Here is a 25,790-nt window from a genome sequence, read left to right as displayed (position 1 = left end):
AAATGTCCAAAGTCATCAAGAATGGCACCATCGTCACCGCCGACCGCACGTGGAAGGCCGACGTGCTGTTCAAGCACGGCAAGATCATCGGCATCGGGCCGGATCTGCATGGCGACCATGAGTTCGACGCCAGCGGCTGCTATGTGATGCCGGGCGGCATCGACCCGCATACCCATCTCGAAATGCCGTTCATGGGCACCTATTCGGCCGACGACTTTGAATCCGGTACCCGCGCGGCCCTTGCCGGCGGCACGACGATGGTCGTCGATTTCTGTCTGCCGGCGCCGCAGCAGTCTCTGCTCGAGGCCCTGCAGATGTGGGACAACAAGACCTCGAAAGCGTCCTGCGACTATTCCTTCCACATGGCGATCACCTGGTGGGGCAAGCAGGTGTTCGACGAGATGGCCACCGTCGTCGACAGGGGCATTACCTCGTTCAAGCATTTCATGGCCTACAAGGGCGCGCTGATGGTCGATGACGACGAGCTCTATTCGTCGTTCCAGCGCTGTGCCGATCTCGGCGCGCTGCCGCTGGTCCATGCCGAGAATGGCGACGTGGTGGCCGCCCTGTCGCAGAAGCTGCTGGCGGCGGGCAACAGCGGCCCGGAGGGACACGCCTATTCGCGCCCGCCTGAAGTCGAAGGCGAGGCGACCAACCGCGCCATCATGATCGCCGACATGGCCGGTGTGCCGCTCTATGTCGTGCATGTCTCCTGCGAGCAGGCGCACGAAGCCATCCGCCGGGCGCGCCAGAAAGGCATGCGGGTATTCGGCGAGCCGCTGATCCAGCACCTGACGCTGGACGAGAGCGAATATTTCAACAAGGACTGGGACCATGCGGCGCGCCGGGTGATGAGCCCGCCCTTCCGCAACAAATGGCACCAGGATTCGCTGTGGGCCGGCCTGCAGGCCGGGTCGCTGCAAGTGGTGGCGACCGACCATTGTGCCTTCACCACCAAACAAAAGCGCAACGGCGTCGGCGATTTCACCAAGATCCCGAACGGCACGGGCGGGCTCGAGGATCGTTTGCCGGTGCTGTGGACGACCGGCGTCAAGACCGGCCGGCTGACGATGAACGAGTTCGTCGCGGTGACCTCGACCAACATCGCCAAGATCCTCAACATGTACCCGAAGAAGGGCGCCATCGTCGAAGGCGCGGACGCCGACATCCTCGTATGGGACCCGAAGCGCAAGAAGAAGATCACGGCCAAGAAGCAGCAGTCGGTGATCGACTACAATGTCTTCGAAGGTTTTGAGGTAACCGGCCTGCCGCGCTTCGTCTTCTCGCGCGGCGAACTGTCGATCGAGGAAAACGAGGTCAAGGCGAAGCCCGGCCATGGCGAATTCGTCGCTCGCGAGCCGAACGCGGCGGTCAACCGGGCGCTGTCGACGTGGAAGGAAATTTCCGCGCCGCGCAAGGTGGAACGGACGGGCATCCCGGCGACGGGCGTTTGAGCTTGGCGAGCCACGGAGCGATTATCTCAATGGCCGCGGTGATCCTTGCCGCCGGGCCGGCGGCGGCTGACGTCCTTGCCGGCTCCTTTGGCAATGAGGTCGGTTGCGCTGGTGTACGGCTCGGTTATCAGGACAGCGACGATTATGTCGTGCTGACCGCCGACAGCGTCGAAACCTATGGCACCGGCTGCCAGTTCGCACAGCGACTGACGACGGCGCCTGGCACCCTGTTGTTGAGCTCCACCTGTTTCGCCGAGGGCGAGGAGGGCACGACCACGGATGTCGTCAAGGTCATCAACAGAGGAGGGGACGGTTTCTTCGTGACCATTCCCGGCCTTGAGGAGATCGGGCCGCTGAAATCATGTTCGTGACGGTGCCGATGACGACCGCTGCCTCGATGCCGGCGTCAAGCGACCAACCCGTCCAGTTCCGGCAGCAGGACGACGCTTTCCTGTTCGTTGGGATCGGTTCGGGCAATGATCGCCGAGGCGGGGCCGTCGCTCAAATTGGCCGGCAGATGCGGCACGCCAGGGGGAATATAGAAAAGATCGCCGGCCTTGACCACGATATGCTGTTCGAGCCGGTCGCCATACCAGGTATGGACTTCGCCGGAGAGCACATAGATCGCGGTTTCATGGTTTTCGTGCATATGCGCCTTGGCGCGGGCACCCGGCGGCATGGTCAGCAGATGCATGCAGATGCCGGACGAGCCGACTGTTTCGGCGGCGATACCGGCGAAATAACTCAGGCCCTGCTTGCCTTCATAAGAGCTTTCAGGGCGGATAAGATGGCAAGTCGGTTTGGGCGACATCGGGGCAACTCCGGGCGTCTATCTGATGGGACAAGGGCGCGTAGAACTGGGGCGCGTAAAACTGCGGCGAGTAGGACTGGGCGAGTGGAAAGCAACATCGGGGTAAAATCAATGGGATTCCGGCCGGCGCCGCAGTGGCCGGAAGCGACAGGCTACGGCCGATGACGGGAGTATCGCCAGCGGTTGTTTCGGCAAGCAAGCTTGGCCTGACCTTCCAGACCAATGATGGTCCGGTACAGGCGCTGTCGAATGTCGACCTGACGATCGGCAAGGGGGAATTCGTGTCCTTCATCGGGCCCTCCGGCTGCGGCAAGACGACCTTGCTGCGCGTCATCGCCGATCTGGAGAAGCCGACATCGGGAGCCATCTCCGTCAACGGCATGACGCCCGAGCAGGCGCGCCAGAGCCGCGCCTATGGCTATGTCTTCCAGGCGGCTGCACTTTATCCGTGGCGCACCATCGAGCGCAATGTGGCACTGCCGCTGGAGATCATGGGCCTGTCCAGGGCAGAGCAGGCGGCGCGTATCAAGCGAACCCTCGACCTTGTCAATCTCAGCGGCTTCGAGAAGAAATACCCCTGGCAGCTTTCGGGCGGCATGCAGCAGCGCGCCTCGATCGCGCGGGCGCTCGCCTTCGACGCCGACCTTTTGTTGATGGACGAGCCGTTCGGCGCGCTGGACGAGATCGTGCGCGATCACCTCAACGAACAGCTGCTGGAGCTTTGGGAGCGCACCAACAAGACTATCTGCTTCGTCACCCATTCGATCCCCGAGGCGGTCTATCTGTCGACGCGCATCATCGTCATGTCGCCGCGCCCGGGGCGCGTCAGCGACGTGATAGAATCGACGCTGCCGAAAAAGCGGCCGCTCGATATCCGCGAGACGCCGGAGTTCCTGGCCATCGCGGCACGAGTGCGCGACGGCCTGAGGGCGGGGCACAGCTATGATGATTGAGGGCGCGCGCGACGGGCTTGCGCGTTCAACGCAGGAGGTGCCTCCGCCCCGCGAGGGAGCGGTCAACAATGCCTTCGTCATCCTAGGGCGGAGCAGCCGCGAAGCGGCCTGCGCAGACCCTAGGATCCATGCCGTGACATTAGCCGAAAGGCGCAAGCGGTTCAGAATATTCGCCGGCCAGAGCGGTGTGGAGGGAGCCATTTTCAGCACCGTTGCGGAGCGGGGAGGTTACGGCATGGATCCTAGGGTCTGCGCCGCGTCGCTTCGCTCCTTGCTTCGCCCTAGGATGACGAAGGCGTGGTTGGCCGCTCCCGATACGCACGCCGCTTCGCGGCTGCTCCGCCCTAGGACAACGAAAGCGCGGTCACCCTCACCCGGCCTCCGCTTCGCTCCAGCCCTCCTCTCCCCGTTGGGGAGAGGAGGGCGCTTACCCGGCGAGGCCTGCTAGGTGGACTCGTTTCGCGACAAGATCGTTCCGGTGACCTCGATCCTCCTGGGTGTCGTCGTTGTCTGGTACGTCATGGCTGTCATCCTCAACGCGCCGTTCCAGCGCGATCTCGACCGCCGCGCCAATCAGACGCCGGCTATTGTGGAATTCATCGGCAAGACGCTGGCGCAGCCAAAACCGACGCTGCCGGCGCCGCATCAGGTGGCGGTAAATTTTTTCGAAAACACCTTTCTGCGCAGCATCACCTCGAACCGCAGCCTTGTCTACAATGCCTGGGTGACGCTGTCGTCGACGCTGCTCGGCTTTGCTTTCGGCACGGCGCTCGGCATCGTCATCGCCGTCGGCATCGTGCATGTGGCGACGCTCGACCGCAGTCTGATGCCGTGGATCATCGCCTCGCAGACCATTCCGATCCTGGCGGTGGCGCCGATGATCATCGTCGTGCTGGCGGCGATCGGCATCACCGGGCTTATCCCGAAGGCGCTGATCTCGACCTATCTGTCGTTCTTCCCGGTGGCGGTCGGCATGGTGAAGGGACTGCGCTCGCCCGAGCTCACCCATCTCGACCTGATGCACACCTATAATGCCAGTGCCTCGCAGACCTTCTGGAAATTGCGTGTGCCGGCTTCGGTGCCGTTCCTGTTCACCTCGATGAAGGTGGCGGTGGCCGCCAGCCTGGTCGGCGCCATCGTCGGCGAGTTGCCGACCGGCGCCGTCGCCGGCATCGGCGCCAAATTGCTCGCCGGCGCCTACTACAGCCAGACCATCGACATCTGGTCGGCTCTGGTTGCCGGGTCGGTGGTCGCGGCGCTGCTGGTGATGGTCGTCGGCATCGCCGGGCGCCTTGTCGACCGCGCCATGGGCGGGAGGCCGGCATGAGCTCCGTCCTGAGCCTTTCCTCAATCACGCCTCGATCCTGGCAGGGATATGCCGCGCTTGTCCTGCTTGCCGGCGCGCTGCTTCTTTGGCCGCTCGTCAGTGCTACGCCCGGTTACGGCATGGCGACTACGGTGTTGATTTTCATTTTGCTGCTCGTGGCAATCGAGGCCGACAACTTTCCACCGATGATCGGGGTGGTGTTGCTGTTCCTTGGCGCGCATGGCGCAGCGTGGATGCTGCTCGCCGGCATAACCGGCAATGAGGGCAGCGCTCGCGCATCCTTCTATCTGCTGCTCGTCGCGACGTGGTTTCTGGCCTGGCGCTGCGTAACGGTCTTGTCGTCGTTTCGCCCGACGTCGCGCTGGGCGTCAACCGCCCTGCGCCTGATCATTCCGGCCATCTTCGGCGCCTGGATCCTGATCATCTGGGAGGCGGTGACGCGTGGTGCCGGCATTCCCTTCATCCTGTTGCCGCCGCCAAGCGCCATCGGCACGCGCATCGTCGGCTCGCTGCCGGTGCTGGGGGCCGATGTCAGGCAGACCATCTTCAAGGCGGTTATCTTCGGCTATGTGGTGGGGAGCAGCGCCGGCTTCCTCGTTGCCATCGCCGCCGACCGCGTGCCGTTCCTGCGGCGCGGGCTTTTGCCGATTGGCAATATGGTGTCGGCCCTGCCGATCATCGGCGTCGCGCCGATCATGGTCATGTGGTTCGGCTTCGACTGGCAGTCGAAGGCAGCGGTGGTCATCATCATGACCTTCTTCCCAATGCTGGTGAACACCGTCGCCGGGCTTGCCGCCTCCGGCCATATGGAGCGCGACCTGATGCGCACCTATGCCTCGAGCTACTGGCAGACGCTGTTCAAGCTGCGGCTGCCGGCGGCGGCACCCTTCATCTTCAATGCGTTGAAGATCAATTCGACGCTGGCGCTGATCGGCGCCATCGTCGCCGAGTTCTTCGGCACGCCGGTGGTCGGCATGGGATTCCGCATTTCGACGGAAGTCGGGCGGATGAACATCGACATGGTGTGGGCGGAAATCGCAGTTGCAGCACTTGCGGGTTCGGTCTTTTATGGCGTGGTCGCTCTTTTCGAGAGAGCAGTCACGTTTTGGCATCCTTCTGTCCGTGGTGGATAGGGGCGGTGGGTTTAGGGCGCTAACTTCAGAGGGTAAAAACATGAAAAGACTTGTTGTTTCGATGCTGGCCGGCGCGATGTCGCTTGCCGCGTTCCAGGCGATGGCCGCGGACAAGGTGACGCTGCAGCTGAAATGGGTCACCCAGGCACAGTTCGCCGGCTATTATGTCGCCAAGGCCAAGGGCTTCTATGAAGCCGAGGGCCTCGACGTCGACATCAAGCCCGGCGGACCGGACATTGCACCGGAGCAGGTCATCGCCGGCGGCGGCGCCGACGTCATCGTCGACTGGATGGGCGGCGCGCTGGCTGCGCGCGAGAAGGGCGTGCCGCTGGTCAACATCGCCCAGCCGTTCAAGAAGGCCGGCATGGAGCTGGTCTGCCCGAAGGACGGTCCGGTCAAGACGGAAGCCGACTTCAAGGGCCACACGCTCGGCGTCTGGTTCTTCGGCAACGAGTATCCGTTCTATGCCTGGATGAACAAGCTTGGCCTCAAGACCGATGGCGGGCCGGACGGCGTCACCGTGCTCAAGCAGAGCTTTGACGTGCAGCCGCTGATCCAGAAGCAGGCGGATTGCATTTCGGTCATGACCTATAACGAGTACTGGCAGCTCATCGACGCCGGCTACAAGCCGGAAGAGCTGACCGTCTTCAACTATTCCGCCATGGGCAACGATCTGCTCGAAGACGGGCTCTATGCCCTGGAGGACAAGCTCAAGGATCCGGCCTTCGAGGACAAGATGGTGCGTTTCGTGCGCGCTTCGATGAAGGGTTGGAAATACGCCGTCGACCATTCCGACGAAGCGGCCGGCATCGTCATGGACAATGGCGGCCAGGACGAGAACCACCAGAAGCGCATGATGGGCGAAGTCGCCAAGCTGATCGACAATGCCGATGGCAAGCTCGATCCGGCGACCTACGAGCGCACCGCCAAGGCGCTGCTCGACCAGAAGATCATCAGCAAGGAGCCTACCGGCGCCTACACGACGGCGATCACCGACAAGGCCATCAAATAGGACTGTCAAACTGGCTTGTAGCGGAAAAGGGGCGGGCGACCGCCCCTTTTTAGTGGGAGGTAAAATAAACGTTACCGGCGGAAACATCCGCTCGCAAAATCGTTGTGCCGGTGCATCCGCCTCAAGGGTGTCACAACGGAGGTTTCAATGCGCATCCAGTCCTTCACGCCGATGCTTTCGGCGCTGGCCATTTCTGCAGCCATCTTCTCTGCTTCACCGGCCTTGGCCGAAACCATAAGGATGACGGCGGCGCTCGATGGTGCTCAGCAGAACCCACCCGTCACCACGAAGGGCAAGGGCACCGCCACGCTCAGGTTCAACACCGCCACCAAGAAACTCAGCTGGACCGTGAGATATTCCGGCCTCAGCGGGCCGGCGAAGGCCGCACACATTCACGGCCCGGCGGCAAAGGGTCAAAACGCCGATCCGGTGGTGCCGTTCGAAGGCAAGCTGAAGAGCCCGATCAAGGGTTCGGCGACATTGACCGATGCCCAGGCCACCGATCTTGAGGCTGGCAAATATTACCTCAACATCCACACCGCGGCCCATGCGGACGGCGAGATCCGCGGCCAGATCGAGAAGGCCAAATAGGCAGATCACGACGACAAAACAGGGCAATCATCCTGTTTTGTCAGGCCTTGTCGCGAATCTGGGACATCGTGCGGGTCGGCGTGATGGCTTCAGGGTCGAGCCGGATCTCTACGATTGACGGCTTGCCGCTGGCCCGCGCTCGCTCGAAGGCCGCCGCGAAGTCGGCGGTCTTTTCCACCGTCTCGCCATGGCCGCCATAGGCACGAGCCAAAGCAGCAAAGTCGGGATTCTTCAAGTCCGTGGCGACGACACGGCCGGGATATTCGCGCTCCTGATGCATGCGGATGGTGCCGTAGATGCCATTGTTGACGACGATGACGATGATCGGCAGCCCGTATTGCACGGCGGTGGCGAATTCCTGGCCGTTCATCAGGAAACAGCCGTCGCCGGCGAAGGCGATCACGTCGCGGTCGGGGAAAAGCTGCTTGGCGGCGACCGCCGCCGGCGTGCCGTAGCCCATCGAGCCGGATGTGGGTGCTGCCTGCGTGCCGAAACGCCGGAAGCGATGGTAGCGATGCACCCAGGTGGCGTAGTTGCCGGCGCCGTTGGTGAGGATGGCGTCGTCCGGCAGCATCGTTTCGAGATAATTCATGATCGGCCCCATCTGGACGGCGCCGGGGCCGCTCTCCGGAGGCGTCGACCAGTCGAGATAGGCGGCGTGCAGCTTCGCTGCCTCAGCCGCCCAGACCGGCGTTGCGGCCGGCTTGCGTCCGGCAAAGGCTTCGACGAAAGCGGCAGGCGAGGCATTGATCGCCAGCGCCGGCCGGTAGACGCGGCCGAGTTCGCCGGCGTCGGCATGGATATGGACCAGCGTCTGGTCGGGGTAGGGACTCTTCAGCAGCGTGTAGTCGGATGACGGCATCTCGCCCATACGGCCGCCGATCAGCAGCACGAGGTCGGCCTGCTTGATGGCGGTTGCTACCTTGGGATTGATGCCGATGCCGACATCGCCGGCATAGTTCGGGTGGAGATGGTCGAACAGCATCTGGCGGCGGAAGGAGCAGCCGACCGGCAGCGACCAGGCTTCGGCTATCGTCCGCATCCGTGCAACGGCCTGCGCGTCCCAGCGCGTACCGCCGAGGATGACGAAGGGCCGCTTTGCCTGGTTGAGCAACAGTTCCAGTGCGTCGAGCTCGACTTCGCCAGGCCGCGTCTCAACAGGGGTATAATGCCGGGCGTCCGGTGCCTCGGCGAGGCTGGTCAGCATGTCCTCGGGCAGCGAGATGACGACCGGACCCGGGCGACCGGACGTCGCCACCGCAAAGGCGCGTGTGACGAATTCGGGTATGCGTGCGGCGTCGTCGATCTCGACCACCCATTTGGCGATATCGCCGAAGAACCTGACGTAGTCGACCTCCTGGAAGGCCTCGCGCCCTTTGGCGTGGCTGGCGACCTGGCCGATGAACAGGATGAGAGGGATTGAATCCTGCATCGCGATGTGGATGCCGGCCGAGGCATTGGTGGCGCCTGGGCCGCGGGTGACAAAGCAGATGCCGGGCCTGCCGGTCAGGCGGCCGTGGCAGTCGGCCATCATTGCGGCACCGCCCTCCTGGCGGCAGACGATTGTGCGGATCGGTGAATCATGCAGCGCGTCGAGCACCGCCAGATAGGATTCGCCGGGTACGCAATAGATACGGTCCGTTCCGTTGGCTTCGAGCGCATCGACGATGAGTTGTCCGCCGGTCTTCATTTTCCTGACCTCTCCAGTTCGGCAAGGATTTCTTCGGTGTGTTCGCCGAGACGCGGTGACGGACGTTCATAGACCAGCGGCGTGCCGGACATGATCATCGGCGCCCGCACCGAGGGCAAGAGATTGCCATGGCCGTCATCGAGGTCGAGCCGCATGCCGCGCGCGATGGTCTGCGGGTCGGCAAACATCTGGCCGATGTTGTTGATCGGGCTGGCTGGAACCCCGGCGGCTTCGAGCCTGGCCAGCAGCGGGTCGCGATCGAAGGCTTTCAGCGCCTCGATCATATGCTCGCGCAGCTTTGCCCGGTTGGCGACGCGGGCGGGATTGGTGGCGAAGTCAGGGTTCGACGCCAGCTCATCGAGGCCGACGGCAGCGCAGAACTTTGCGAACTGGCCATCATTGCCGACCGCCAGGATGATGTGGCCATTCTTTACCGGCACCACTTCGTAGGGCGCGATGTTCATATGCGCATTGCCCATCTGCACCGGCGACTGTCCGGAGACGAGATAGTTGAGGTTCTGGTTGCCGAGCGTCGAGATCTGGGTGTCGTAGAGCGCCATGTCGATATGCTGGCCTTCGCCGGTCTTCTCGGCATGGCGAAGCGCCGCCTGGATGGCGATGACCGAATAAAGCCCGGTGAAAACATCCGAAATAGCGACGCCCGCCTTTTGCGGTTCGCGGCCGGCTTCGCCGGTGATCGACATCATGCCGGCCATGCCCTGGATGATGAAATCATAGCCGGCACGCGGCGCATACGGTCCCGACTGGCCAAAACCGGTGATCGAGCAATAGATCAGCCGCGGGTTTATTTTCTTCAGACTGTCATAGTTGAGACCGTATTTCTTCAGTCCGCCGACCTTGAAGTTTTCGATCAGCACGTCCGATGTCGCGACCAGCCGGCGCACCGTCTCGGCACCCTCGGGCGTCGAGAAGTCGATGGCGATGGAGCGCTTGCCGCGGTTGCAGGAATGGTAATAAGCGGCCGAAAGGTTCTCGCCGTCATGGCCGATGACGAAGGGCGGTCCCCATTTGCGGGTGTCGTCGCCGCCGTCCGGGCTCTCGACCTTGATCACGTCGGCGCCGAGGTCGGCAAGCAGCTGTCCGGCCCATGGCCCGGCGAGGATGCGTGCGAGTTCGATGACGCGGATGCCTTTGAGCGGAGGCTCAGTCATGGATCACCGTGGTTGATCGAAAGCGCAGCCTCTATCAATCCCGCGCGCCGCTGTCACGGCCCTTGCAATGGGCCAGTATCACTGTGCCCTCAGCACGTGGTCGGACCAGGCGGCAAAATCCTCCATGATGATGTCTCGGTTGACCTCGTTCAGGCTTTCGTGGCGGGTTTTGGCGTAAACCTTTGAAACGAGATTCGAAAAACCCATCATGTGCATCCGGCCGGCAAGATGGCTGACCGCCTTGCCGCCGTCCGAGGCCGGATCTTGCTCGCCTCCGACCAGATTGACGAACAGGTCGCGCCGCACGCCGGAAAAATTGCGGTCGCTGCCGCAATGCAGCGTCATCATGACGATGTCCTGCCACATCGACACCGATGCGTCCCAGCCGCAAAGCGGGTCGGCGATGTATTGCTCGACTTCAACGGCATCGCGCGACAGCCAGTCGAACGGCGTCCGGTGATTGGGCACCGCCTTGCCCCAGGCCCGGAACGTCAGCCGGGGCAGCAGGCGCGACGGCACGTCTGAGCCAAGCCGGAACTTTTCCCAACCAAGCATGGCCAGCGCGATTTGGCCGAGCAGTCCGGCCGAGAAATTGCCGCTCCAGATCGCGGCGGCATGGATGCGCACCGAGTGGCGGAGGACAAAGTTCAGCGCGACCGACGCGCCCAAGGAGTGACCGAAGACGATGACCGGCAGGCCCGGCTGTTCCCTGGCGATGAGATCATGGACGGCAGCGACATCGGCGATGACCTTGGCACCGCCATCCGCATCGGCGAACCTGCCAGGTGGCGCGTCGGGCGCCTTGGTGGCGCCGTGGCCACGGTGGTCGTGCGCGTAGACCTGGTAGCCGCGCTCGCCAAGGAAATCGGCGAAACGGGCATAGCGCGCCGCGTGCTCGGCCAACCCGTGATTGACCTGGACAATGGCGCGCGGTTGGCCGATGGCGTGTTTCACATAAAGGTTGAGCTCGGCGCCGGTCGGCGATGCCAGCATCCTCTGCTTGTCAAATGGCATGTCTCGCTCCCGTCGGCGACTGTTGGGCGACGCAGCGATCGACGTCAAGGGACAGGGTACCCATTCGACGGTAGTTGACAGCATGCTGTCAATGTGATTACATGACAGCATGCTGTCAAATGGTCAGCGCAGATTGGGGGTATGACTATGAAAACCACCGGGGCCATTTCGCGGCGTGCAATCTTGCTGGCGGGCTTCGCCTTCACGACGGCCACCCTGTTGTCAGGGATTGCTGCGTTCAGTCAGGAAACCAGGGAGATGACCATGATGAGGTCCACTGTTCCAGGCCCGCAAGGCCAGCTTGCCACTTATAGGATCAACGCCGGCAATGGCCTGCCGATCATGTTCCTGCATGGAGATTGCAGCCGCGCTTCCCACTGGGACCGGGTGATGCAGCTCTCCGTCGAAGGCCGCGAGGCGGTAGCCTTCGATTTTCGCGGTCATGGCGCCTCCGCGCCGGCGCAGGACGGTGACTATGGTTATGACGGTCGCGCAATGGATGTCGGTGCCGTGGCCGACGCGTTTGGCCTGAAGCGGTTTCTCATTGTCGCGCACAGCGGCGGTGGTGGCGTGGCGCTCGCTTATGCCGCCAGCCATGCCGACCGGGTAGCCGGTGTCTTGCTCGTCGACCCGGCGACCGATCCTCGTGCGCTGCCGCAGGCGATTCGTGACGGCTTTGTCCGCGATCTGGCCGGTCCGCAAGGCCGTGATGTCCTGAACGCCTATTACACGTCGATTGCCGGCCCTAACGCGGCTGTTCGCCAGCGTGTTCTGGCCGATGCGGCAGTGGTCGATCCGGCGGCGAGGGCAGGTGTCGGCAAGGCACTGGCCGAATGGAACCCGGAGCCGGCACTCGATGCGTATCGCGGGCCTATGTTCGTATTGGCTACCGAGGCCAGTGAAACTCCAGCCGCGCTCTACCGGCTGCGCACGGACATTCCGCGCCAGATCGTGGCGGGCAGCGGCCATTGGGTGATGCTTGACAAGCCCGAGGTCGTAGCCGAAGCCGTTAATAATTTCGTCGCGACCATCGAGGCCGGCCAGAAATGACGACCAGGACCGAAGCGGCAAATGTGCTCACCGAACTGGTGCTTGCCGTGTTCAGGATGAACGGCAGTTTTCTGGATGCGGCCGACCGGCTGGCCGCTCCAATCGGGCTGACGGCAGCGCGCTGGCAGGTTTTGGGTGCAGTTTTGAAGGAGCCGAAATCTGTGGCCGACATCGCCCGCGACATGGGTCTCGCCCGTCAGAGTGTACAGCGGCTGGCCGACATACTGGCTGCGGAGGGGCTTGCCGCCTACGCCGACAACCCGGCGCATCGCCGCGCCAAGCTGTTGTCGATAACCGATGCCGGCCGGGCAGCGGTCAAGAATATCGGCACACGCCAGCATGTTTGGGCGAACCGCGTTTCGGAGGGTATGGACGCCGACGCGCTGAAAGCCTCGCTTGATCTGCTGCGCACCCTGACGGATCGGGTGGAGGCGGGCGGATCCTGATCGACCACGCGGGAGCCGTCTCAATGCGCTGGCGATTGTTTTTACGGCCGGCGAAAGAAATCGTAATTCTGACATGTCGCAAGTTTCTAGCTTGCGGCGTGAATCACGAGGAGTGCCGGAATGCGGATTTGGGCGATATGGGGGGCGGTGTTTCTTGCGTTTGCTGGCGCAAGCGCGGCGCGGGCCGATGTGAAGATGACCGGCTCTTTCGTCGCCGATGCCGCCTGTCCGGCAACGCAGGCGATCAAGAGCGGCAAGAATCCCGGCAATGTCTCGACCGCGGCTGGTCAGAGTTATGATCTGCTGGCCGGCAACAAGGACGCGCCCACGCACTACCTCATTCGCGTGCCGGGCGCCGATCCGGAGCGCCGCTGGGTCAAGATCAGCTGCGGTCATGTTTCGGGCGGCAGCGCGTCGACGATGCCGGCTGCACCGGCGCCTGCCGAGCCGAACAAGCCATCGGCGTCCGGAAAGCCGGAATATGTCTTCGCGCTGAGCTGGCAGCCGGCTTTTTGTGAGACCAAATCCAGCAAGGCCGAATGCCGTGCGCAGACCGCCGCCGGGTTCGAAGCGACCCACTTCACCTTGCATGGATTGTGGCCGCAGCCGAACGGAAATTTCTATTGCCAGGTCGCGGCAAGCGACAAGGCGAACGACGATCCGGCACACTGGCGGGATTTGCCGTCGGTCACTCTTGACCCGAAAACGCGAGCGGAACTCGACCAGGTGATGCCGGGCACCGCGTCCGCCCTCGAAAGGCATGAATGGATCAAGCACGGCACCTGCTACGGCAAGAGCCAGCAGGAGTATTTCGCCGACGCCTTGAACCTGATGCGCGCGATGAATGCGTCGCCGGTGCGCGATCTCTTCATCAAGAACATCGGCAAGCAACTGACATCCGATCAGATACGCAGCACCTTCGACGGTGCCTTCGGCAAAGGCGCGGGCGACCGGGTCCGCGTGTCCTGCGTGGTCGATCCCTCGAACGGCAGGCGGCTGATCGGCGAACTGACGCTCGGCCTGACCGGCCCGATCGCTTCGAACGCTTCGCTCGGTGCCCTGCTGCTTGCCTCGGCGCCGACAGCCAAGGCCGGCTGCCCGAAGGGCGCGGTCGATGCCGTCGGGTTCCAGTAAACAGGCCGTACGCGACTGTCGCTTTGCGCCGGGGATGGTATGATCCCGGGCGCATCATTCATAGGGGGTGGCGATGAGTGGTATGACGGGCGGCGCGCTGGCGCGGCTGGCGTTCTGGGCCAAGGGCATGACGGCGATCCGCGACGGCCATATGGAGTGGCCGGGCTTTTCCTACACCGAAGTGGAGTGGGCTCGCATGACCACGCTCGCCAAACCCGTCGGCGGCGGCACCTACCAATTGTTTACGCTGGTCAACGCGGCGATCTTCATCGCCATCGCCGCGCTCGGGATGTTCTGTGTCTTCCTGCCGCTGGCGGCGCTGCTGTTCCCGGTACCGGCCGAAACCAGTGCGCTCAAGTTTTCGCTGCTCCTGGCGGCATGCGCCTTCCTGATCATCGGCATCGGCCTGCCGATTTCGCTGCGTCTTTCGACCACGCTCGTGGCGCCGAAGGCAATGCGGGCCGCGCTTGTCGCCGTGCCCGGCGACCAGGCGCTTGCGGCAAAAGTGTCATGGCAGATCAATCGGATACGCTCGTGCTCTGCGGCCTGCTGGTACCGGGCATTCTTCTGTTCATTGCCTACGATATCGAAGCCGGCCCGATTATTACCGCGTTGAAATGGCTGGCGATCGCGCTGATGGCGGTTTCGGTTGCGATCGGCGGATGGCAGCGGCGCAAACAATCCTGATTGAGCCAATCGCAGGCCTGGGCAGCGTTACGCGCCGGCGCTGCGCTCCGGCCTGGTCCATGTGTTGCGGGCGTCTGCTTCGTTGCCGCCCGGTTCCCCGACAACGCGATCGCGTCCCGTGGATTTGGCCTTGTAGAGACGCTGGTCGGCCAGCGCAAAGAGATCGGCAAGGCAACGGGTCGTCTCGCTGACCGTCGAGATGCCGGCGCTGACGGTAATGTCGAACCGGCTGGTGCTCGCGGACGTCTTGACCGCTTGCCTGACGGTTTCACCCAGCAGCCTGGCGAGCGGCTGCGGACGCCAGCCGAGGATGGCGAATTCCTCACCGCCGATCCTGAACAATTGATCTTCGGTCCCGACAAGTTCGCCAAGCAAAATCGCCAGGGCTTTCAGCACCTTGTCTCCCTCGGCGTGGCCGAAGCGGTCGTTGATCGATTTGAAGTGGTCGACATCGATGATCAGCAGGCTGAGCGGCCTGGCGGTCCGCAGGCTGGCGGCGACGGCGGCCTCGCCATCGCTGTCGAAGCGCCCCCTGTGCAGGAGGCCGGTGAGGCCGTCGCGACCAACATGCTCGACCAGCGCCTCATAGCGCTCGCGATAGGTCAGCGTGTCGAAAATGTCGGAAAGCCCGCGCGGCGCCGGCACCTGCCGCGCCTCGAACCACCTGATATAGGCGACCAGCATGGTGCTGTAGACCAGGGCCGCTGCCATCTTGGCGAACCAGCCGCCGAAGAACACCGCGACCGGCGCACCGGTGACGAAATGCAGCGCCGTGAAAAAGCCTGCCTGGTCGAAGGTGAGCACGCAGGCGACGGAGACCAGGATGCGGGTGAAAAGCGCCTTGCGCAGGTATTTGCCGAGCTTTTCATAGAGCAGAATGATCAGGATGGCATCGACGAACAGCAGCGTCGTGCCCCACACCATCAGCCAGCCCATCTCATCGATGAAGCCGATGTCGGGAAGCTTGCCGTCGGGCAGCGGTGCGATGTCGTGCAGGCGCAGGATCAGCACGAGCCCGACCATCAGGGCATTGCCGAGCAGCGGGCCGTAAATCGGCTGCCGGACAGTTGCCGCGTCCTCCTTGATGTAGAGCAGGAGAAGCATCACCAGCTTGCCGGAAAACAGCACGGCCGAACCCGGCGATACCATGCCGAACGGCAGCGCGACGTAGAAGACGCTGGCGAGATAGGTTTCCAGGAAATGCATGACGCCAAGGGCGCAAACAAAGACGCCGAGGCCGATGCGGCCCCTGAACCGGAAAAGCGTGACCATGATGCCGAAATAGAGAACCGCTTCGGCAAAAAGCAGGAAACTGTTCAACACGGCCCGATCTCTCTCCCCGAAATCGCGGCTGCCAGCGATTTCCCATCCAACATTGTTTGACGCGGAATGATTAACCGGAGCTTTCGCCTGGGCGCCGGCACGAAATGAAGCGGCTAAGCGTTTGCGGCTGCGACCAAATCCGCCTGGAGCGGGTCATCGTTTCACGGAACCGCTGAACCGCTCCATCTTTTTTGTTTTGACGCAATTCCGGACGGAAAACCGTTTCACGGTTTTTCCTGGAATTGCTTTAGGGCCAAAACTGTTTGCCGTTCGGGGCCGCATCGCTTACATAGCCCCCAACTTCCATCCAATCCGACATCAGTCGACTTTTCAGGGAAAGCGCGCGTGGCACGCCAGTTCATCTATCACATGGCCGGCCTCAACAAGGCCTACGGCACCAAGAAGGTGCTCGAGAACATTCATCTGTCCTTCTACCCGGACGCCAAGATCGGCATCCTCGGCCCCAACGGCGCCGGCAAGTCGACGATCCTCAAGATCATGGCCGGCATCGACAAGGAGTGGAGCGGCGAGGCCTGGCTGGCCGAGGGTGCTACCGTCGGTTACCTGGCGCAGGAGCCGGCGCTCGATCCGAACAAGAACGTGTTCGAAAACGTCATGGAAGGCGTCGCCGCCAAGACCGCCATCATCGAGCGCTACAACGAATTGATGATGAACTATTCCGACGAGACGGCGGACGAGTCGGCCAAGCTGCAGGACGAGATGGACCGGCTCAACCTGTGGGATCTCGAACAGCAGGTCGAGATGGCGATGGAGGCACTCGGCTGCCCGCCCAAGGAGGCCGATGTCACCAAGCTGTCGGGCGGCGAACGCCGTCGCGTCGCGCTTTGCCAGCTCTTGCTGCGCCAGCCCGACCTTCTGCTGCTCGACGAGCCGACCAACCATCTCGACGCCGAGACGACGGCGTGGCTGGAAAAGCATCTGCGGGCCTATCCGGGCGCGGTGATGATCATCACCCACGATCGCTACTTCCTCGACAATGTCACCGGTTGGATCCTCGAGCTCGATCGCGGCCGCGGTATTCCCTACGAAGGCAACTACACCAAATATCTCGAAGCCAAGGCCAAGCGGCTCAAGCAGGAAGGCCGCGAGGACGATGCGCGCCAGCGGGCGATCGGCCGCGAGCGCGAGTGGATCCAGTCCAGCCCGAAAGCCCGGCAGACCAAGTCGAAAGCCCGTATCCAGGCCTTCCAGGATCTGCTGGATGCAGCCGACAAGCGGCGTCCGAGCGATACCCAGATTGTCATTCCGCATGGCGAGCGGCTCGGCAATGTGGTGATCGAGGTCGAGGGCCTGTCGAAGGGCTTTGGCGACACGCTTTTGATCGACGATCTCGAATTCAAGCTGCCGCCCGGCGGCATCGTCGGCGTCATCGGCCCGAACGGCGCCGGCAAGACGACGCTGTTCCGCATGATCACCGGCCAGGAAAAGCCCGATGCCGGCACCATCCGCGTCGGCGAGACGGTCAAGCTCGGTTATGTCGACCAGAGCCGCGACGCGCTCGACCCGACCAAGACGGTCTGGGAAGAGATCTCGGGCGGCGCCGAAGTGGTCAAGCTCGGCAAGTTCGAAGCCAACACCCGCGCCTATTGCGCGTCGTTCAATTTCCGCGGCGGCGACCAGCAGCAGAAGGTCGGCAACTTGTCCGGCGGCCAACGCAACCGCGTGCATCTGGCCAAGATGCTGAAGACCGGCGGCAATGTGCTGCTGCTCGACGAACCGACCAACGATCTCGATACCGAAACGCTGGCGGCACTCGAAGACGCGCTCGAGAGCTTCGCCGGCTGCGCCGTCATCATCTCGCACGATCGCATGTTCCTCGATCGCCTGGCGACGCACATCCTGGCCTTCGAAGGCGACAGCCATGTCGAATGGTTCGAAGGCAATTTCGAGGACTACGAGCAGGACAAAATCCGCCGGCTTGGGCCTGAGGCGGTCAATCCGCACAGGATGACGTATAAGCGGCTGACTCGGTAACAACGGATTGGTTGCAAGCGCCCCAGGCTGCTCGTAGAATTACCGGAAGGAGATAAACATGCTTAATGTCGAGCTTCCTACCGCGCTGGAAAAACGCCTCGAGATCGTCGCAAGGAAAACTGGCCGGACAAAACATGACGTAGTCGTTGAGGCCATTGTCGAGCAAATTCAGGATCTGGAAGACGGACTAATCGCCCTCGAGCGCCTTAACGATGGTGAAGGTGAATGGCTTTCTCTGGCCGAAGCTAAGGAACGACTGGGATTGGACGCAAGCGACCGCAGTGACGGTTGATCGTGTGGACAATTCGTGTCGAGAAGCGTGCACTGAAGGATATCTCCAGATTGCAAAGGTCCGATCAGCGTCGGATTGTGGACTTCCTGGAAACAGGCTCGCCTCGCGCGATAATCCACGCGAACTTGGCGAAGCGCTAACAGGACCACTGGCAGGTCTCTGGAAATATCGTGTGGGCTCATTCCGAGTTCTGACAAGGATCGATGATAGCGCTGTCGCGATTTGGGTGGTTCAAGTAGGCGACCGTCGCGAGGTCTATCGATGAATACAGTCGCGAAGGTGAGACCCGACTGGTCCGCCGCCCTCTACCTGAAGTTTGAGGACGAGCGCACCCGCCCCGCGCGCGATCTCGTTGCGCAGGTGCCGGTGCCGGAACCGCGCCGGGTGGTCGACATCGGCTGCGGGCCGGGCAATTCGACCGAATTGCTGGTCGAGCGCTGGCCGCGGGCGCAGATCAGCGGCTTCGATACCTCGCCCGACATGATCGAGAAGGCGAAGGCGCGCCTGCCCGGTGTCAGCTTTGCCTTGGCGGATGCGGCGGCGTGGCAGCCGAACGAACCGGTCGACGTGATCTTTGCCAATGCGGTGTTTCAATGGCTGCCGGAGCATCCGGCGGTCTTCCAGCGGTTGATGGGATTTTTGGCGCCCGGCGGCGCGCTTGCCGTGCAGATGCCGGACAATATGGCCGAACCTTCGCACCGGCTGATGCGGGAGACCGCGGCCGAGATGCCGTTTGCCGAAAAGCTCGAGCGCGCGGCCCGCGCGCCGCTGCCGCCGGTCGCGTTCTATTACGACCTTTTGTCGCCATTCTCGGATCGGCTCGATATCTGGCACACGATCTACAACCATCCGCTGGCCGATGCCGAGGCGATCGTCGAGTGGGTGAAATCGACGGGGCTGAAGCCGTTCCTCGATCCGCTCGACGAAAACGAGCGGCAGCTTTTCCTGAAGCGCTACGCGGCCGGGATCAGCGAAGCCTATCCGAAAACGGCAAGCGGCAAGGTGTTGCTGCGCTTTCCCCGTCTCTTCATCGTGGCGCGGCGTTCCGCTTAGAAACTCTTAGCTACACCCAAAAAACAGCCAGCAGCGGATGCTTGACCGGCCTTCGCCGTCATGCGCATCTCGCTGGGGCACGGCCCTTCATGGGCCATGGGGGTGGATGATGACACTGAAAAAGATGGGTTTCGGCGGCAGCATTTGTGCGGCCGCTGTGCTTGCCTTGTCTCTATCGGCGGAGGCCAAGCGAGCGCGCTGCTTCACCAGCGACGACGGCTATTTCTCGTGCAGCTATCGGGCGCTGGACGATGCCGGCAGCTTTCGCATCTCGGCGCCGGGTTATCCGACCTACGTCCTGGAAATCGACGGACCGGGTTTTGCCTATGGCTATGTCAATCTCGGCCGCCGCAACGTGCCGCTGCCCGGGCAATTCGTGCGCAGCCGCGATGACGGTGCCTGCTGGAACAACCCGCAGACCAATACCAAGCTCTGCGCCTGGTAAAGACCCGTCCCAGGGACTTGATTTAAGCCGGCATAAACTGGCTAGGTGCAAAAGAGGTTGCGCCGAGCTTTTTGCGGCGTCGACATGAAGCCGCAACGCCTGCGCACGGGACGAACTGGAAATGCATCGCGTCATCATCAGCGGCATCGGCGTTGAAATCCCCGAAGCTTCGATCACCAACGAGGAGCTCGTCGCCAGCTTCAACGCCTGGGTGGACATGGAGAACGTCCGCCGCGAGGTGTCGGGCGAGCCGCTAGTACAGAAATCGGAGAGTGCCTTCATCGTCCATGCCTCGGGCGTCCAGACCCGCCATGTCATCGAACGGGAAGGCATCCTCGATCCGACCCGCATGGCGCCGCGTTTCGCGGCGCGGCCCGACGATGCGCTGTCGCTGGAGGCCGAGTTCGGCATCGCTTCGGCCCGCAAGGCGCTCGATCATGCCGGGCTGAAGCCTGGCGACATCGACCTGGTGATCTGCTCGGCCTCGCACCATCAGCGGCCCTATCCGGCGATCGCCATCGAAATGCAGCAGGCGCTGGGGACGAAAGGCGCCGGCTTCGATATGGGGCTTGGCTGCTCTTCGGCAGCGGCGGCGTTGCACATCGCCGTCAATCTGGTGCGGGCAGGGGCGCATAAACGCGTGCTGGTGACGACGCCGGAGATCATCACCGGGCATCTCAATTTTCGCGACCGGCAGACGCATTTCATCTTCGGCGACGCTTCCGTGTCGATGATCGTCGAAGGGCTCGCCCAGGGCGAGAAGCGGCCGGGCCGCTTCGAGGTGCTGGATACGCGCGCCTGGACGCAGATGTCGAACAGCATCCGCACCAATCTCGGTTACTATACCCGCGCCACCCAGGACGATCCGTACATGATCGATCTGGAAGGCAATCTGATCAAGCAGATCGGCAACAAGGTGTTCAAGGAAGTCACCGTTGCCGGCCACAAATTCATCGTCGAGTTCCTGGCCGAGCACGGGCTGACGCCGCAAGCGATCCGGCGCTTCTGGCTGCATCAGGCCAATGCGCGGATGAACGCCATGATCCTGAAACTGTCGTTCGGCCATGACGTCGACCACGACCGCGCGCCGATGGTGCTGGAGCGCCTCGGCAACACCGCCGCCGCCGGCGCCATCATCGCCCTGTCGGAGAATCATGCCGACATGAAGGCCGGCGACTACGGCCTGCTCTGCGCCTTCGGCGCCGGCTACTCGATCGGCGGCGCGCTATTGCGCATGCTTTAGATTTTTGTTTTACGCATGTCGTTGTCCCAAAACCGCTGCACACCCTCGGTTCAAGCCCGAGGGCATGCTTTTGGGCGACATGCATTAGCTCGGCGCGAACGGCACCAGCATCGGAACGCGCCTGGCATAGTCGTCGTAAGCGCTACCCAGTTCGCCGCGCAGAAAACGCTCCTCCAGCCTTGCCTTCATGACGATGCCGACGGTGATGAGGATGGCGCCGGCAACGCCCCAGACAGTGCCTTTCGCCGCCATGGTGGCGAGGATCGCCAGAAGCAGGCCGGTATAGATCGGGTGGCGGACCAGCCGGTAAGGGCCGGTGTCGACGACGCGATGCGCGGCCTTGGCGGTGACCGTGGCCGACCACAGGCGGCCAAGATGCAGCCGCGCCCACCAGGCAAATGCCAGGCCGGCGGCAATCAGCGCGACGCAGATCCACGCTTCGGCAAGGTTCGGCGTCCAAAGCCTCAGCGGGCCGGCATAACCGTGCGCCGGGATGAAGAGCAGGATCGTGCCGAGCACCATGACGGCGCGGGATGGAAGCTCCACCCCGAAGCCGGCGCGTTTTTCGGCCCGGTCGGCCCAGAAGGCGGCCGCGGCCCATGAAACCACCCAGAGCAGCCAGAGCTGTGCGATTGCCGATGCGGGATGCATGATAAACCTCCGCGGGCTTGACCTGATCGATATTATCAACCGATGCAGCGCGGCAGCAATGCGGCACGCTTTTGCACGAGGCTGATTCAACCAGGACGCTGGTGGTGCCGACCCGTATCAGCCGTCTTGATTGGAGCATCAACGCTTTCGACTGGACCCTATGAATCTACTTCGGCTAACTGCATCCGGCAGCTAGGAATGAAACCAATGCCGGATATGTTTCCCGAAGCCGAAACTCCGGTCGAGATCGTCCCGTCGCGAAAACTCGCCGCCAGGGTGGCGGCGCTCTATCTCGCATCATTCGATCGTTTTGAGACACGAGCGGTGGATACGCTGCAACTCGGTTTCGACGGCATCGACGGCGATTTCCATGCCGGCACGACGCGGCGCTCCGGCGGGCGGGAACCCTGGTATCGGCGCGGCACCGAGATGCGCAACGAACGGCAATTGTCGATCGTGGCTGCGGACGAACTGGCAATCGTCGCCGAACGGATGGGCATCGCCGAGATCAAGCCGGAATGGATCGGCGCCAATCTCCTGATCGAAGGCCTGCCGCGCCTCTCCATGCTGCCGTCCGGCACGCTGCTGTTCTTCAAAGGCGGCGCGACCGTCAAGGTCGACGCGCAGAACGGGCCTTGCCGGATCGCCGGGCGATCGGTCGCCGAAAATGCCGGGATGGCCGACCATGAGGCCGGCGCGCTGCTGTTCCCGAAGGCGGCGAAGCGGTTGCGCGGGCTCGTCGCCTGGGTCGAGAAGCCCGGCACGATCACGGCCGGCGAGGAGATTTCGGTGCGCGTGCCGGAGCAGTGGATTTACCGGGCCTAGTCCAGGCAAGGCGACCTCTAGTCACGGCGTATTTTGTTCTTGCTTTGTGCCGGCAGCTATGCTACTAATTTGGGTATGGTGCCAATTGGGCTCCAACGACCCGCCCGCGAGGCGGGTTTTTTATTTCAGGCTTTGAAAGTTCCGATGCTGCCGACCTGAGGTCGGCGGGACAGCGCCCCCCTCTGTCCTGCCGGACATCTCCCCCACGAGGGGGGAGATTGGCCGTCACCTTTCGATTTCGCCAATCACAACGGTGAAGCGCCGTAGAACTCGACGCGTGTGCCTGCCATTCTCTACGCCTCATCCTCATCGTCGAGCAGACGGGTGGCGCGCCAGCGGGTGAGCACATTGTTGGTCTGTTCGATGACGAAGAAGCGCGCGGAATCGCGGTCATAGCCTTCGGCCAGCAGCTTTTCGTAGTCGGTGTGCATATGGCGGATGTGGGCTATTGTCGCCAGCCACACGGCAATGCTCGGCGGCAAGGTCTTCATGTGCACGGCGCCGGCATCGGCACGGATCTTCTCCATGTCGGCATAGGGCGCCAGCGGCAGCAGCGCTGTCAGCGCCTTGGCGATAGCGCGGCGGCGGCCGGTCGGCGCGCTCATCACTCCACCGGCCCTGGCTCGTCCCGCCCAGCGATGGTCGCATCGGCAAAGGCATCAGTCGAGGCGAAATAAGGCTTGATGTCGATGACCGGCGTGCCGTCGAGCACGTCGATGGCATCGAGATCGACGCGGCCGGTGTCGATGTCGACGGCAACCAGCTTTGCGACATGCAGCCCAATTGGGTTCGGCCGGGCAGGGGAGCGCAGCGAAAAGACGCCTTTCGGTTCAGCCGCATGGCGGGGTTTCTGGACAATCAGTTGCCGCGGCGCATGGTGCAGCCAGGACAGGATGATCACGTGGCTGGCGCGTTCCAGCCCAAGCAAGCCGTCCCGATAAAGCGGGTCGATGACCAAGTGCGCCGGCTGTTCCGTCTCCCGCGCCGCCTTCATGTTTTTGGGGCAAGTCTCCCGCGTGATCCAAGGCGAAGCGATGCGGCCGATGAAGACGACATGGCCATCCGGCGGCATCGTTGCCGGGTCGGTTTCCAGGAGCTTTTCGCCGCTGCGCGTCTCGAACATGGTTCTCGCCCCGATCATGCGTCCGTTTTTGCGCGATCCGCCACGCATGCGTCATTTTCTTGTCCGGAAGCGACATAGCGCTTGCAAGCCTATCCAAACCGACATAAACATATGTTTATATCTTTTCAAAGAGAATGCTCGCATGCATGTCGCTCTCGACACGATGGTAGATACATTGAAGGCGGCGGCGGAATCCAGCCGGCTGCGCATATTGGCGCTGCTGTCGCGCGGCGATCTGACCGTTTCAGATCTCACCGAAATCCTCGGCCAGTCGCAGCCGCGCGTCTCGCGCCATTTGAAATTGCTGCTGGAGGCCGGGCTGATCGGCCGCTACCAGGAGGGCTCGTGGGCGTTCTTCCGGCTATCGGATTCCGATGCGTCGCGCGATTTCGTGCTTAGGCTGGTCTCCGGCATCCGCGGCGCCGATCCGCAGGTCGAGCGTGATCTCGAACGGCTGGCCGCAGTCAAGCGCAAGCGGCAGGACCGGGCCGCCGAATATTTCTCGGTCAACGCCGCAAGCTGGGACCATATCCGCTCGCTGCATGTGCCGGATCGCGCCGTCGAAGCAGCCCTCATCAAGCTCGTCGGCAAGCGGCCGTTCCAGTCGATGCTCGATCTCGGCACCGGCACCGGACGGCTGCTCGAGATCTTTTCGCCGCTCTATCGGCGCGGTATCGGCATCGACATGTCGCGCGAGATGCTGACGGTGGCGCGCGCCAATCTCGACAAGGCCGGCGTTTCGAATGCGCAGGTGCGCCAGGGCGACATTTTTGCGCCACCGGTCGAACGCGACGCCTTCGATCTCGTTACCATCCATCAGGTGCTGCACTATCTCGACGATCCCGCCCGCGCCATCCGCGAGGCGGCGCGTCTGCTGCGCCCGGCCGGCCGGCTGGTGATCGTCGATTTCGCGCCGCACACGCTGGAGTTTTTACGCGACGAGCACGCGCATATGCGTCTCGGCTTTTCCGACCGGCAGATTGGCGACTGGTTTTCCGAGGCCGGCCTCGACCTCGAGGACAGCCAGGAATTCGAGCCGCGCGGCGGCAACGAGGCCAAGCTCACCGTCAAACTCTGGCTCGGCCGCGATCGGCGCATGCTGATTGCCGAGCCTTCCAACGACAGACAACCGGCCAATGCGTATCCGATAGGGGAAACCGCCTGATGAACCAGTTCCGCTTCTCCCGCCGCCCCGACATCGGCGACAAGGTCAGGGTTTCGTTCGAGTTCTTTCCGCCGAAAAACGATGAGATGGAAGCAAGGCTGTGGGACACGGTCACCCGGCTTGAGCCGCTCAAGCCGAAATTCGTCTCGGTCACCTATGGCGCCGGTGGTTCGACCCGCGAGCGGACGGCCCGCACCGTCAAGCGCATCCTCAGTGAAACGACGCTGACGCCGGCGGCGCACATGACCTGTGTCGATGCGGCGCGTCACGAGGTCGATGCCGTGATCCGGGAGTTCGCCGATATGGGCGTCAAGCGTTTTGTCGCCCTGCGCGGCGATCCGGCCGAGGGCGTCGGCGCGGCCTACCGGCCGCATCCGGAAGGCTATGCCAATGGCGCCGAACTGGTTGATGCGCTGAAGGGCGCCGGCGATTTCGACATATCGGTCTCGGCCTATCCGGAAAAGCATCCGGAAAGCCCGGATTTCGCCACCGACTTCGACATGCTGAAGCGCAAGGCCGACAACGGAGCGACGCGGGCGATCACCCAGTTCTTCTTCGACAACGATCTCTATGAGCGCTATGTCGAGCGGGCACGGCGGGCCGGCATCTACATACCCATCGTGCCGGGCATATTGCCGGTGCACAATTTCACCCAGGTCGCCAACTTCTCGGCGCGGTGCGGCGCCTTGGTGCCAGCATGGCTGGCCGAGCGTTTCGATGGGCTGCAGAACGATCCGCAAACGCATGCGCTGGTGGCATCTGCCGTGGCCGCCGAGCAGGTGCTGGACCTTGTCGAGCGCGGCGTCGGCGATTTCCACTTCTACACGATGAACCGAGCCGATCTGGTCTTCGCCATCTGCCACATGATCGGCATCAGGTCGCACGAAGTCGAGGCGGCGGGATCAGCCGCGGCGTAAGGCGGCAAGCTCCTTTTTGAAATGTCAAACATCGGGGGAATGCAAAAGGCCGGGCAAAATGCCCGGCCTTTTCAAATGGTTTGGAGTATTCGGTGCTGGTCTTCCCCCGCTCAGCGGCCTTATGGAAGGACGCCCATAATGAGGGCGCCGATGAATGCAAACGCAGCACAAATCATCAATGCGTTGATCGGCCTCGTCAGTCCCATGTCATAGCCTCCTCTTAAAGAGCTATGGCGAGAGTCTAGGGTCATTTGTGCCACAGGCAAGCAGAAACTTTGCTGCAA

Annotated in this window: 28 protein-coding genes; 20 read left to right on the top strand and 8 right to left on the bottom strand. The window is 62.8% G+C overall.

Features of this window, described 5'->3' with window-relative positions; genetic code table 11:
• Nucleotides 1–2: 2 nt before the first annotated feature.
• Nucleotides 3–1,454, top strand: coding sequence for a dihydropyrimidinase (gene hydA, locus NKI08_RS11225; RefSeq protein WP_352503194.1), 1,452 nt, complete (start codon nucleotides 3–5; stop codon nucleotides 1,452–1,454).
• 29 nt (nucleotides 1,455–1,483) lie between these two features.
• Nucleotides 1,484–1,825, top strand: coding sequence for a hypothetical protein (locus NKI08_RS11220; protein WP_352767700.1), 342 nt, complete (start codon nucleotides 1,484–1,486; stop codon nucleotides 1,823–1,825).
• A 35-nt stretch (nucleotides 1,826–1,860) separates the two neighbouring features.
• Here the strand turns inward: NKI08_RS11220 and NKI08_RS11215 are convergent, their stop codons facing one another.
• Nucleotides 1,861–2,265 (bottom strand): cupin domain-containing protein, encoded by a 405-nt coding sequence (locus NKI08_RS11215; protein WP_352769125.1) that lies wholly within the window; start codon nucleotides 2,263–2,265, stop codon nucleotides 1,861–1,863.
• Between the two features lie 161 nt (nucleotides 2,266–2,426).
• On the opposite strand from NKI08_RS11215, the gene NKI08_RS11210 reads away from it, so the two are divergent.
• The 5 genes from NKI08_RS11210 to NKI08_RS11190 all read left to right on the top strand — a co-directional run bounded on the left by NKI08_RS11210 (nucleotide 2,427) and on the right by NKI08_RS11190 (nucleotide 7,281).
• Nucleotides 2,427–3,218 carry an ABC transporter ATP-binding protein gene (locus tag NKI08_RS11210; protein WP_352503196.1) on the top strand — a complete coding sequence of 264 codons (792 nt, stop codon included), beginning with the start codon at nucleotides 2,427–2,429 and terminating at the stop codon, nucleotides 3,216–3,218.
• A gap of 448 nt (nucleotides 3,219–3,666) precedes the next feature.
• Nucleotides 3,667–4,545 (top strand): ABC transporter permease, encoded by an 879-nt coding sequence (locus NKI08_RS11205; RefSeq protein WP_352769122.1) that lies wholly within the window; start codon nucleotides 3,667–3,669, stop codon nucleotides 4,543–4,545.
• Nucleotides 4,542–5,678, top strand: a complete 1,137-nt coding sequence (locus tag NKI08_RS11200) for an ABC transporter permease (RefSeq protein ID WP_352769119.1) — start codon at nucleotides 4,542–4,544, stop codon at nucleotides 5,676–5,678. Before NKI08_RS11205 ends, NKI08_RS11200 begins: the two co-directional genes overlap by 4 nt.
• Before the next feature lie 40 nt (nucleotides 5,679–5,718).
• Nucleotides 5,719–6,690, top strand: coding sequence for an ABC transporter substrate-binding protein (locus tag NKI08_RS11195; protein ID WP_352471510.1), 972 nt, complete (start codon nucleotides 5,719–5,721; stop codon nucleotides 6,688–6,690).
• Between the two features lie 147 nt (nucleotides 6,691–6,837).
• Nucleotides 6,838–7,281, top strand: a complete 444-nt coding sequence (locus NKI08_RS11190; RefSeq protein ID WP_352769117.1) for a CHRD domain-containing protein — start codon at nucleotides 6,838–6,840, stop codon at nucleotides 7,279–7,281.
• Nucleotides 7,282–7,321: 40 nt separating this feature from the next.
• On the opposite strand, the gene NKI08_RS11185 is transcribed toward NKI08_RS11190, so the two are convergent.
• The 3 genes from NKI08_RS11185 to NKI08_RS11175 form a co-directional block, all read right to left on the bottom strand.
• Complete coding sequence (locus tag NKI08_RS11185) at nucleotides 7,322–8,971, bottom strand: thiamine pyrophosphate-binding protein (protein ID WP_352769115.1); 1,650 nt, start codon at nucleotides 8,969–8,971, stop codon at nucleotides 7,322–7,324.
• On the bottom strand, nucleotides 8,968–10,143 hold the full coding sequence (locus NKI08_RS11180) for a CaiB/BaiF CoA transferase family protein (RefSeq protein ID WP_352769112.1): 1,176 nt from the start codon (nucleotides 10,141–10,143) through the stop codon (nucleotides 8,968–8,970). The genes NKI08_RS11185 and NKI08_RS11180 overlap by 4 nt, the downstream gene beginning before the upstream one ends.
• Before the next feature lie 78 nt (nucleotides 10,144–10,221).
• A complete protein-coding gene (locus NKI08_RS11175) occupies nucleotides 10,222–11,157 on the bottom strand; it encodes an alpha/beta fold hydrolase (RefSeq protein ID WP_352769110.1) in 936 nt (311 codons plus the stop codon).
• Between the two features lie 264 nt (nucleotides 11,158–11,421).
• On the opposite strand from NKI08_RS11175, the gene NKI08_RS11170 reads away from it, so the two are divergent.
• The 4 genes from NKI08_RS11170 to NKI08_RS11155 all read left to right on the top strand — a co-directional run bounded on the left by NKI08_RS11170 (nucleotide 11,422) and on the right by NKI08_RS11155 (nucleotide 14,403).
• Nucleotides 11,422–12,207 (top strand): alpha/beta fold hydrolase, encoded by a 786-nt coding sequence (locus NKI08_RS11170; protein ID WP_352769107.1) that lies wholly within the window; start codon nucleotides 11,422–11,424, stop codon nucleotides 12,205–12,207.
• Entirely contained in the window at nucleotides 12,204–12,653 is a 450-nt protein-coding gene (locus NKI08_RS11165) for a MarR family winged helix-turn-helix transcriptional regulator (protein WP_352769105.1), read from the top strand. The genes NKI08_RS11170 and NKI08_RS11165 overlap by 4 nt, the downstream gene beginning before the upstream one ends.
• Nucleotides 12,654–12,773: 120 nt before the next feature.
• Nucleotides 12,774–13,787, top strand: a complete 1,014-nt coding sequence (locus NKI08_RS11160; protein ID WP_352767709.1) for a ribonuclease T2 family protein — start codon at nucleotides 12,774–12,776, stop codon at nucleotides 13,785–13,787.
• 73 nt (nucleotides 13,788–13,860) lie between these two features.
• Nucleotides 13,861–14,403 carry a hypothetical protein gene (locus tag NKI08_RS11155; protein WP_352769102.1) on the top strand — a complete coding sequence of 181 codons (543 nt, stop codon included), beginning with the start codon at nucleotides 13,861–13,863 and terminating at the stop codon, nucleotides 14,401–14,403.
• A gap of 98 nt (nucleotides 14,404–14,501) precedes the next feature.
• On the opposite strand, the gene NKI08_RS11150 is transcribed toward NKI08_RS11155, so the two are convergent.
• Complete coding sequence (locus NKI08_RS11150) at nucleotides 14,502–15,797, bottom strand: GGDEF domain-containing protein (protein ID WP_352769099.1); 1,296 nt, start codon at nucleotides 15,795–15,797, stop codon at nucleotides 14,502–14,504.
• Nucleotides 15,798–16,142: 345 nt separating this feature from the next.
• Between NKI08_RS11150 and ettA the strand changes: the two genes are divergently transcribed.
• The 6 genes from ettA to NKI08_RS11120 all read left to right on the top strand — a co-directional run bounded on the left by ettA (nucleotide 16,143) and on the right by NKI08_RS11120 (nucleotide 20,825).
• Nucleotides 16,143–17,792: an energy-dependent translational throttle protein EttA gene (gene ettA / locus NKI08_RS11145; RefSeq protein WP_352453385.1), complete on the top strand. Its 1,650-nt coding sequence runs from the start codon at nucleotides 16,143–16,145 to the stop codon at nucleotides 17,790–17,792.
• Between the two features lie 58 nt (nucleotides 17,793–17,850).
• The gene (relB, locus tag NKI08_RS11140) at nucleotides 17,851–18,084 is read left to right on the top strand and encodes a type II toxin-antitoxin system RelB family antitoxin (protein WP_352471524.1); all 234 of its coding nucleotides are present in this window, start codon (nucleotides 17,851–17,853) and stop codon (nucleotides 18,082–18,084) included.
• Nucleotides 18,005–18,349 carry a type II toxin-antitoxin system RelE family toxin gene (locus NKI08_RS11135; protein WP_352769095.1) on the top strand — a complete coding sequence of 115 codons (345 nt, stop codon included), beginning with the start codon at nucleotides 18,005–18,007 and terminating at the stop codon, nucleotides 18,347–18,349. The genes relB and NKI08_RS11135 overlap by 80 nt, the downstream gene beginning before the upstream one ends.
• On the top strand, nucleotides 18,346–19,137 hold the full coding sequence (gene tam / locus NKI08_RS11130) for a trans-aconitate 2-methyltransferase (RefSeq protein ID WP_352769092.1): 792 nt from the start codon (nucleotides 18,346–18,348) through the stop codon (nucleotides 19,135–19,137). Before NKI08_RS11135 ends, tam begins: the two co-directional genes overlap by 4 nt.
• 109 nt (nucleotides 19,138–19,246) lie before the next feature.
• Nucleotides 19,247–19,582, top strand: coding sequence for a hypothetical protein (locus tag NKI08_RS11125; RefSeq protein ID WP_352471527.1), 336 nt, complete (start codon nucleotides 19,247–19,249; stop codon nucleotides 19,580–19,582).
• Nucleotides 19,583–19,703: 121 nt separating this feature from the next.
• On the top strand, nucleotides 19,704–20,825 hold the full coding sequence (locus NKI08_RS11120) for a beta-ketoacyl-ACP synthase III (RefSeq protein WP_352769089.1): 1,122 nt from the start codon (nucleotides 19,704–19,706) through the stop codon (nucleotides 20,823–20,825).
• An 84-nt stretch (nucleotides 20,826–20,909) separates the two neighbouring features.
• Here NKI08_RS11120 and NKI08_RS11115 read toward each other — a convergent pair whose 3' ends face one another.
• The gene (locus NKI08_RS11115) at nucleotides 20,910–21,476 is read right to left on the bottom strand and encodes a methyltransferase family protein (RefSeq protein ID WP_352492729.1); all 567 of its coding nucleotides are present in this window, start codon (nucleotides 21,474–21,476) and stop codon (nucleotides 20,910–20,912) included.
• A 207-nt stretch (nucleotides 21,477–21,683) separates the two neighbouring features.
• Between NKI08_RS11115 and NKI08_RS11110 the strand changes: the two genes are divergently transcribed.
• On the top strand, nucleotides 21,684–22,301 hold the full coding sequence (locus tag NKI08_RS11110) for an MOSC domain-containing protein (protein ID WP_352769086.1): 618 nt from the start codon (nucleotides 21,684–21,686) through the stop codon (nucleotides 22,299–22,301).
• Nucleotides 22,302–22,594: 293 nt separating this feature from the next.
• Here the strand turns inward: NKI08_RS11110 and NKI08_RS11105 are convergent, their stop codons facing one another.
• Both NKI08_RS11105 and tsaA read right to left on the bottom strand, forming a co-directional pair.
• Nucleotides 22,595–22,906 (bottom strand): DUF2293 domain-containing protein, encoded by a 312-nt coding sequence (locus tag NKI08_RS11105; RefSeq protein WP_352769083.1) that lies wholly within the window; start codon nucleotides 22,904–22,906, stop codon nucleotides 22,595–22,597.
• Nucleotides 22,906–23,424 carry a tRNA (N6-threonylcarbamoyladenosine(37)-N6)-methyltransferase TrmO gene (gene tsaA, locus NKI08_RS11100; RefSeq protein ID WP_352769080.1) on the bottom strand — a complete coding sequence of 173 codons (519 nt, stop codon included), beginning with the start codon at nucleotides 23,422–23,424 and terminating at the stop codon, nucleotides 22,906–22,908. Before tsaA ends, NKI08_RS11105 begins: the two co-directional genes overlap by 1 nt.
• A 142-nt stretch (nucleotides 23,425–23,566) precedes the next feature.
• Between tsaA and NKI08_RS11095 the strand changes: the two genes are divergently transcribed.
• Nucleotides 23,567–24,589 carry an ArsR/SmtB family transcription factor gene (locus NKI08_RS11095; RefSeq protein WP_352492725.1) on the top strand — a complete coding sequence of 341 codons (1,023 nt, stop codon included), beginning with the start codon at nucleotides 23,567–23,569 and terminating at the stop codon, nucleotides 24,587–24,589.
• Nucleotides 24,589–25,506 carry a methylenetetrahydrofolate reductase [NAD(P)H] gene (gene metF / locus NKI08_RS11090; RefSeq protein WP_352769076.1) on the top strand — a complete coding sequence of 306 codons (918 nt, stop codon included), beginning with the start codon at nucleotides 24,589–24,591 and terminating at the stop codon, nucleotides 25,504–25,506. The genes NKI08_RS11095 and metF overlap by 1 nt, the downstream gene beginning before the upstream one ends.
• Nucleotides 25,507–25,790: the final 284 nt, after the last annotated feature.

It is taken from the genome of Mesorhizobium sp. M0768, assembly GCF_040320195.1.
GTDB lineage: Bacteria > Pseudomonadota > Alphaproteobacteria > Rhizobiales > Rhizobiaceae > Mesorhizobium.
This window is presented reverse-complemented; position numbering and strand designations above follow the sequence as displayed.

Bases quoted from the DNA above. Each gene is read 5' to 3' on its own strand.
- tam (WP_352769092.1), top strand. From the start codon at position 18,346: ATGAATACAGTCGCGAAGGTGAGACCCGACTGGTCCGCCGCCCTCTAC.
- NKI08_RS11125 (WP_352471527.1), top strand. From the start codon at position 19,247: ATGACACTGAAAAAGATGGGTTTCGGCGGCAGCATTTGTGCGGCCGCT.
- NKI08_RS11200 (WP_352769119.1), top strand. From the start codon at position 4,542: ATGAGCTCCGTCCTGAGCCTTTCCTCAATCACGCCTCGATCCTGGCAG.
- NKI08_RS11220 (WP_352767700.1), top strand. From the start codon at position 1,484: ATGGCCGCGGTGATCCTTGCCGCCGGGCCGGCGGCGGCTGACGTCCTT.
- NKI08_RS11180 (WP_352769112.1), bottom strand. From the start codon at position 10,143: ATGACTGAGCCTCCGCTCAAAGGCATCCGCGTCATCGAACTCGCACGC.
- tsaA (WP_352769080.1), bottom strand. From the start codon at position 23,424: ATGTTCGAGACGCGCAGCGGCGAAAAGCTCCTGGAAACCGACCCGGCA.
- metF (WP_352769076.1), top strand. From the start codon at position 24,589: ATGAACCAGTTCCGCTTCTCCCGCCGCCCCGACATCGGCGACAAGGTC.
- NKI08_RS11095 (WP_352492725.1), top strand. From the start codon at position 23,567: ATGCATGTCGCTCTCGACACGATGGTAGATACATTGAAGGCGGCGGCG.
- NKI08_RS11215 (WP_352769125.1), bottom strand. From the start codon at position 2,265: ATGTCGCCCAAACCGACTTGCCATCTTATCCGCCCTGAAAGCTCTTAT.
- NKI08_RS11195 (WP_352471510.1), top strand. From the start codon at position 5,719: ATGAAAAGACTTGTTGTTTCGATGCTGGCCGGCGCGATGTCGCTTGCC.
- NKI08_RS11115 (WP_352492729.1), bottom strand. From the start codon at position 21,476: ATGCATCCCGCATCGGCAATCGCACAGCTCTGGCTGCTCTGGGTGGTT.
- NKI08_RS11190 (WP_352769117.1), top strand. From the start codon at position 6,838: ATGCGCATCCAGTCCTTCACGCCGATGCTTTCGGCGCTGGCCATTTCT.
- NKI08_RS11160 (WP_352767709.1), top strand. From the start codon at position 12,774: ATGCGGATTTGGGCGATATGGGGGGCGGTGTTTCTTGCGTTTGCTGGC.
- NKI08_RS11185 (WP_352769115.1), bottom strand. From the start codon at position 8,971: ATGAAGACCGGCGGACAACTCATCGTCGATGCGCTCGAAGCCAACGGA.
- NKI08_RS11170 (WP_352769107.1), top strand. From the start codon at position 11,422: ATGATGAGGTCCACTGTTCCAGGCCCGCAAGGCCAGCTTGCCACTTAT.
- NKI08_RS11105 (WP_352769083.1), bottom strand. From the start codon at position 22,906: ATGAGCGCGCCGACCGGCCGCCGCCGCGCTATCGCCAAGGCGCTGACA.
- NKI08_RS11175 (WP_352769110.1), bottom strand. From the start codon at position 11,157: ATGCCATTTGACAAGCAGAGGATGCTGGCATCGCCGACCGGCGCCGAG.
- NKI08_RS11135 (WP_352769095.1), top strand. From the start codon at position 18,005: ATGGTGAAGGTGAATGGCTTTCTCTGGCCGAAGCTAAGGAACGACTGG.
- NKI08_RS11120 (WP_352769089.1), top strand. From the start codon at position 19,704: ATGCATCGCGTCATCATCAGCGGCATCGGCGTTGAAATCCCCGAAGCT.
- NKI08_RS11210 (WP_352503196.1), top strand. From the start codon at position 2,427: ATGACGGGAGTATCGCCAGCGGTTGTTTCGGCAAGCAAGCTTGGCCTG.
- NKI08_RS11155 (WP_352769102.1), top strand. From the start codon at position 13,861: ATGAGTGGTATGACGGGCGGCGCGCTGGCGCGGCTGGCGTTCTGGGCC.
- NKI08_RS11110 (WP_352769086.1), top strand. From the start codon at position 21,684: ATGCCGGATATGTTTCCCGAAGCCGAAACTCCGGTCGAGATCGTCCCG.
- relB (WP_352471524.1), top strand. From the start codon at position 17,851: ATGCTTAATGTCGAGCTTCCTACCGCGCTGGAAAAACGCCTCGAGATC.
- NKI08_RS11165 (WP_352769105.1), top strand. From the start codon at position 12,204: ATGACGACCAGGACCGAAGCGGCAAATGTGCTCACCGAACTGGTGCTT.
- hydA (WP_352503194.1), top strand. From the start codon at position 3: ATGTCCAAAGTCATCAAGAATGGCACCATCGTCACCGCCGACCGCACG.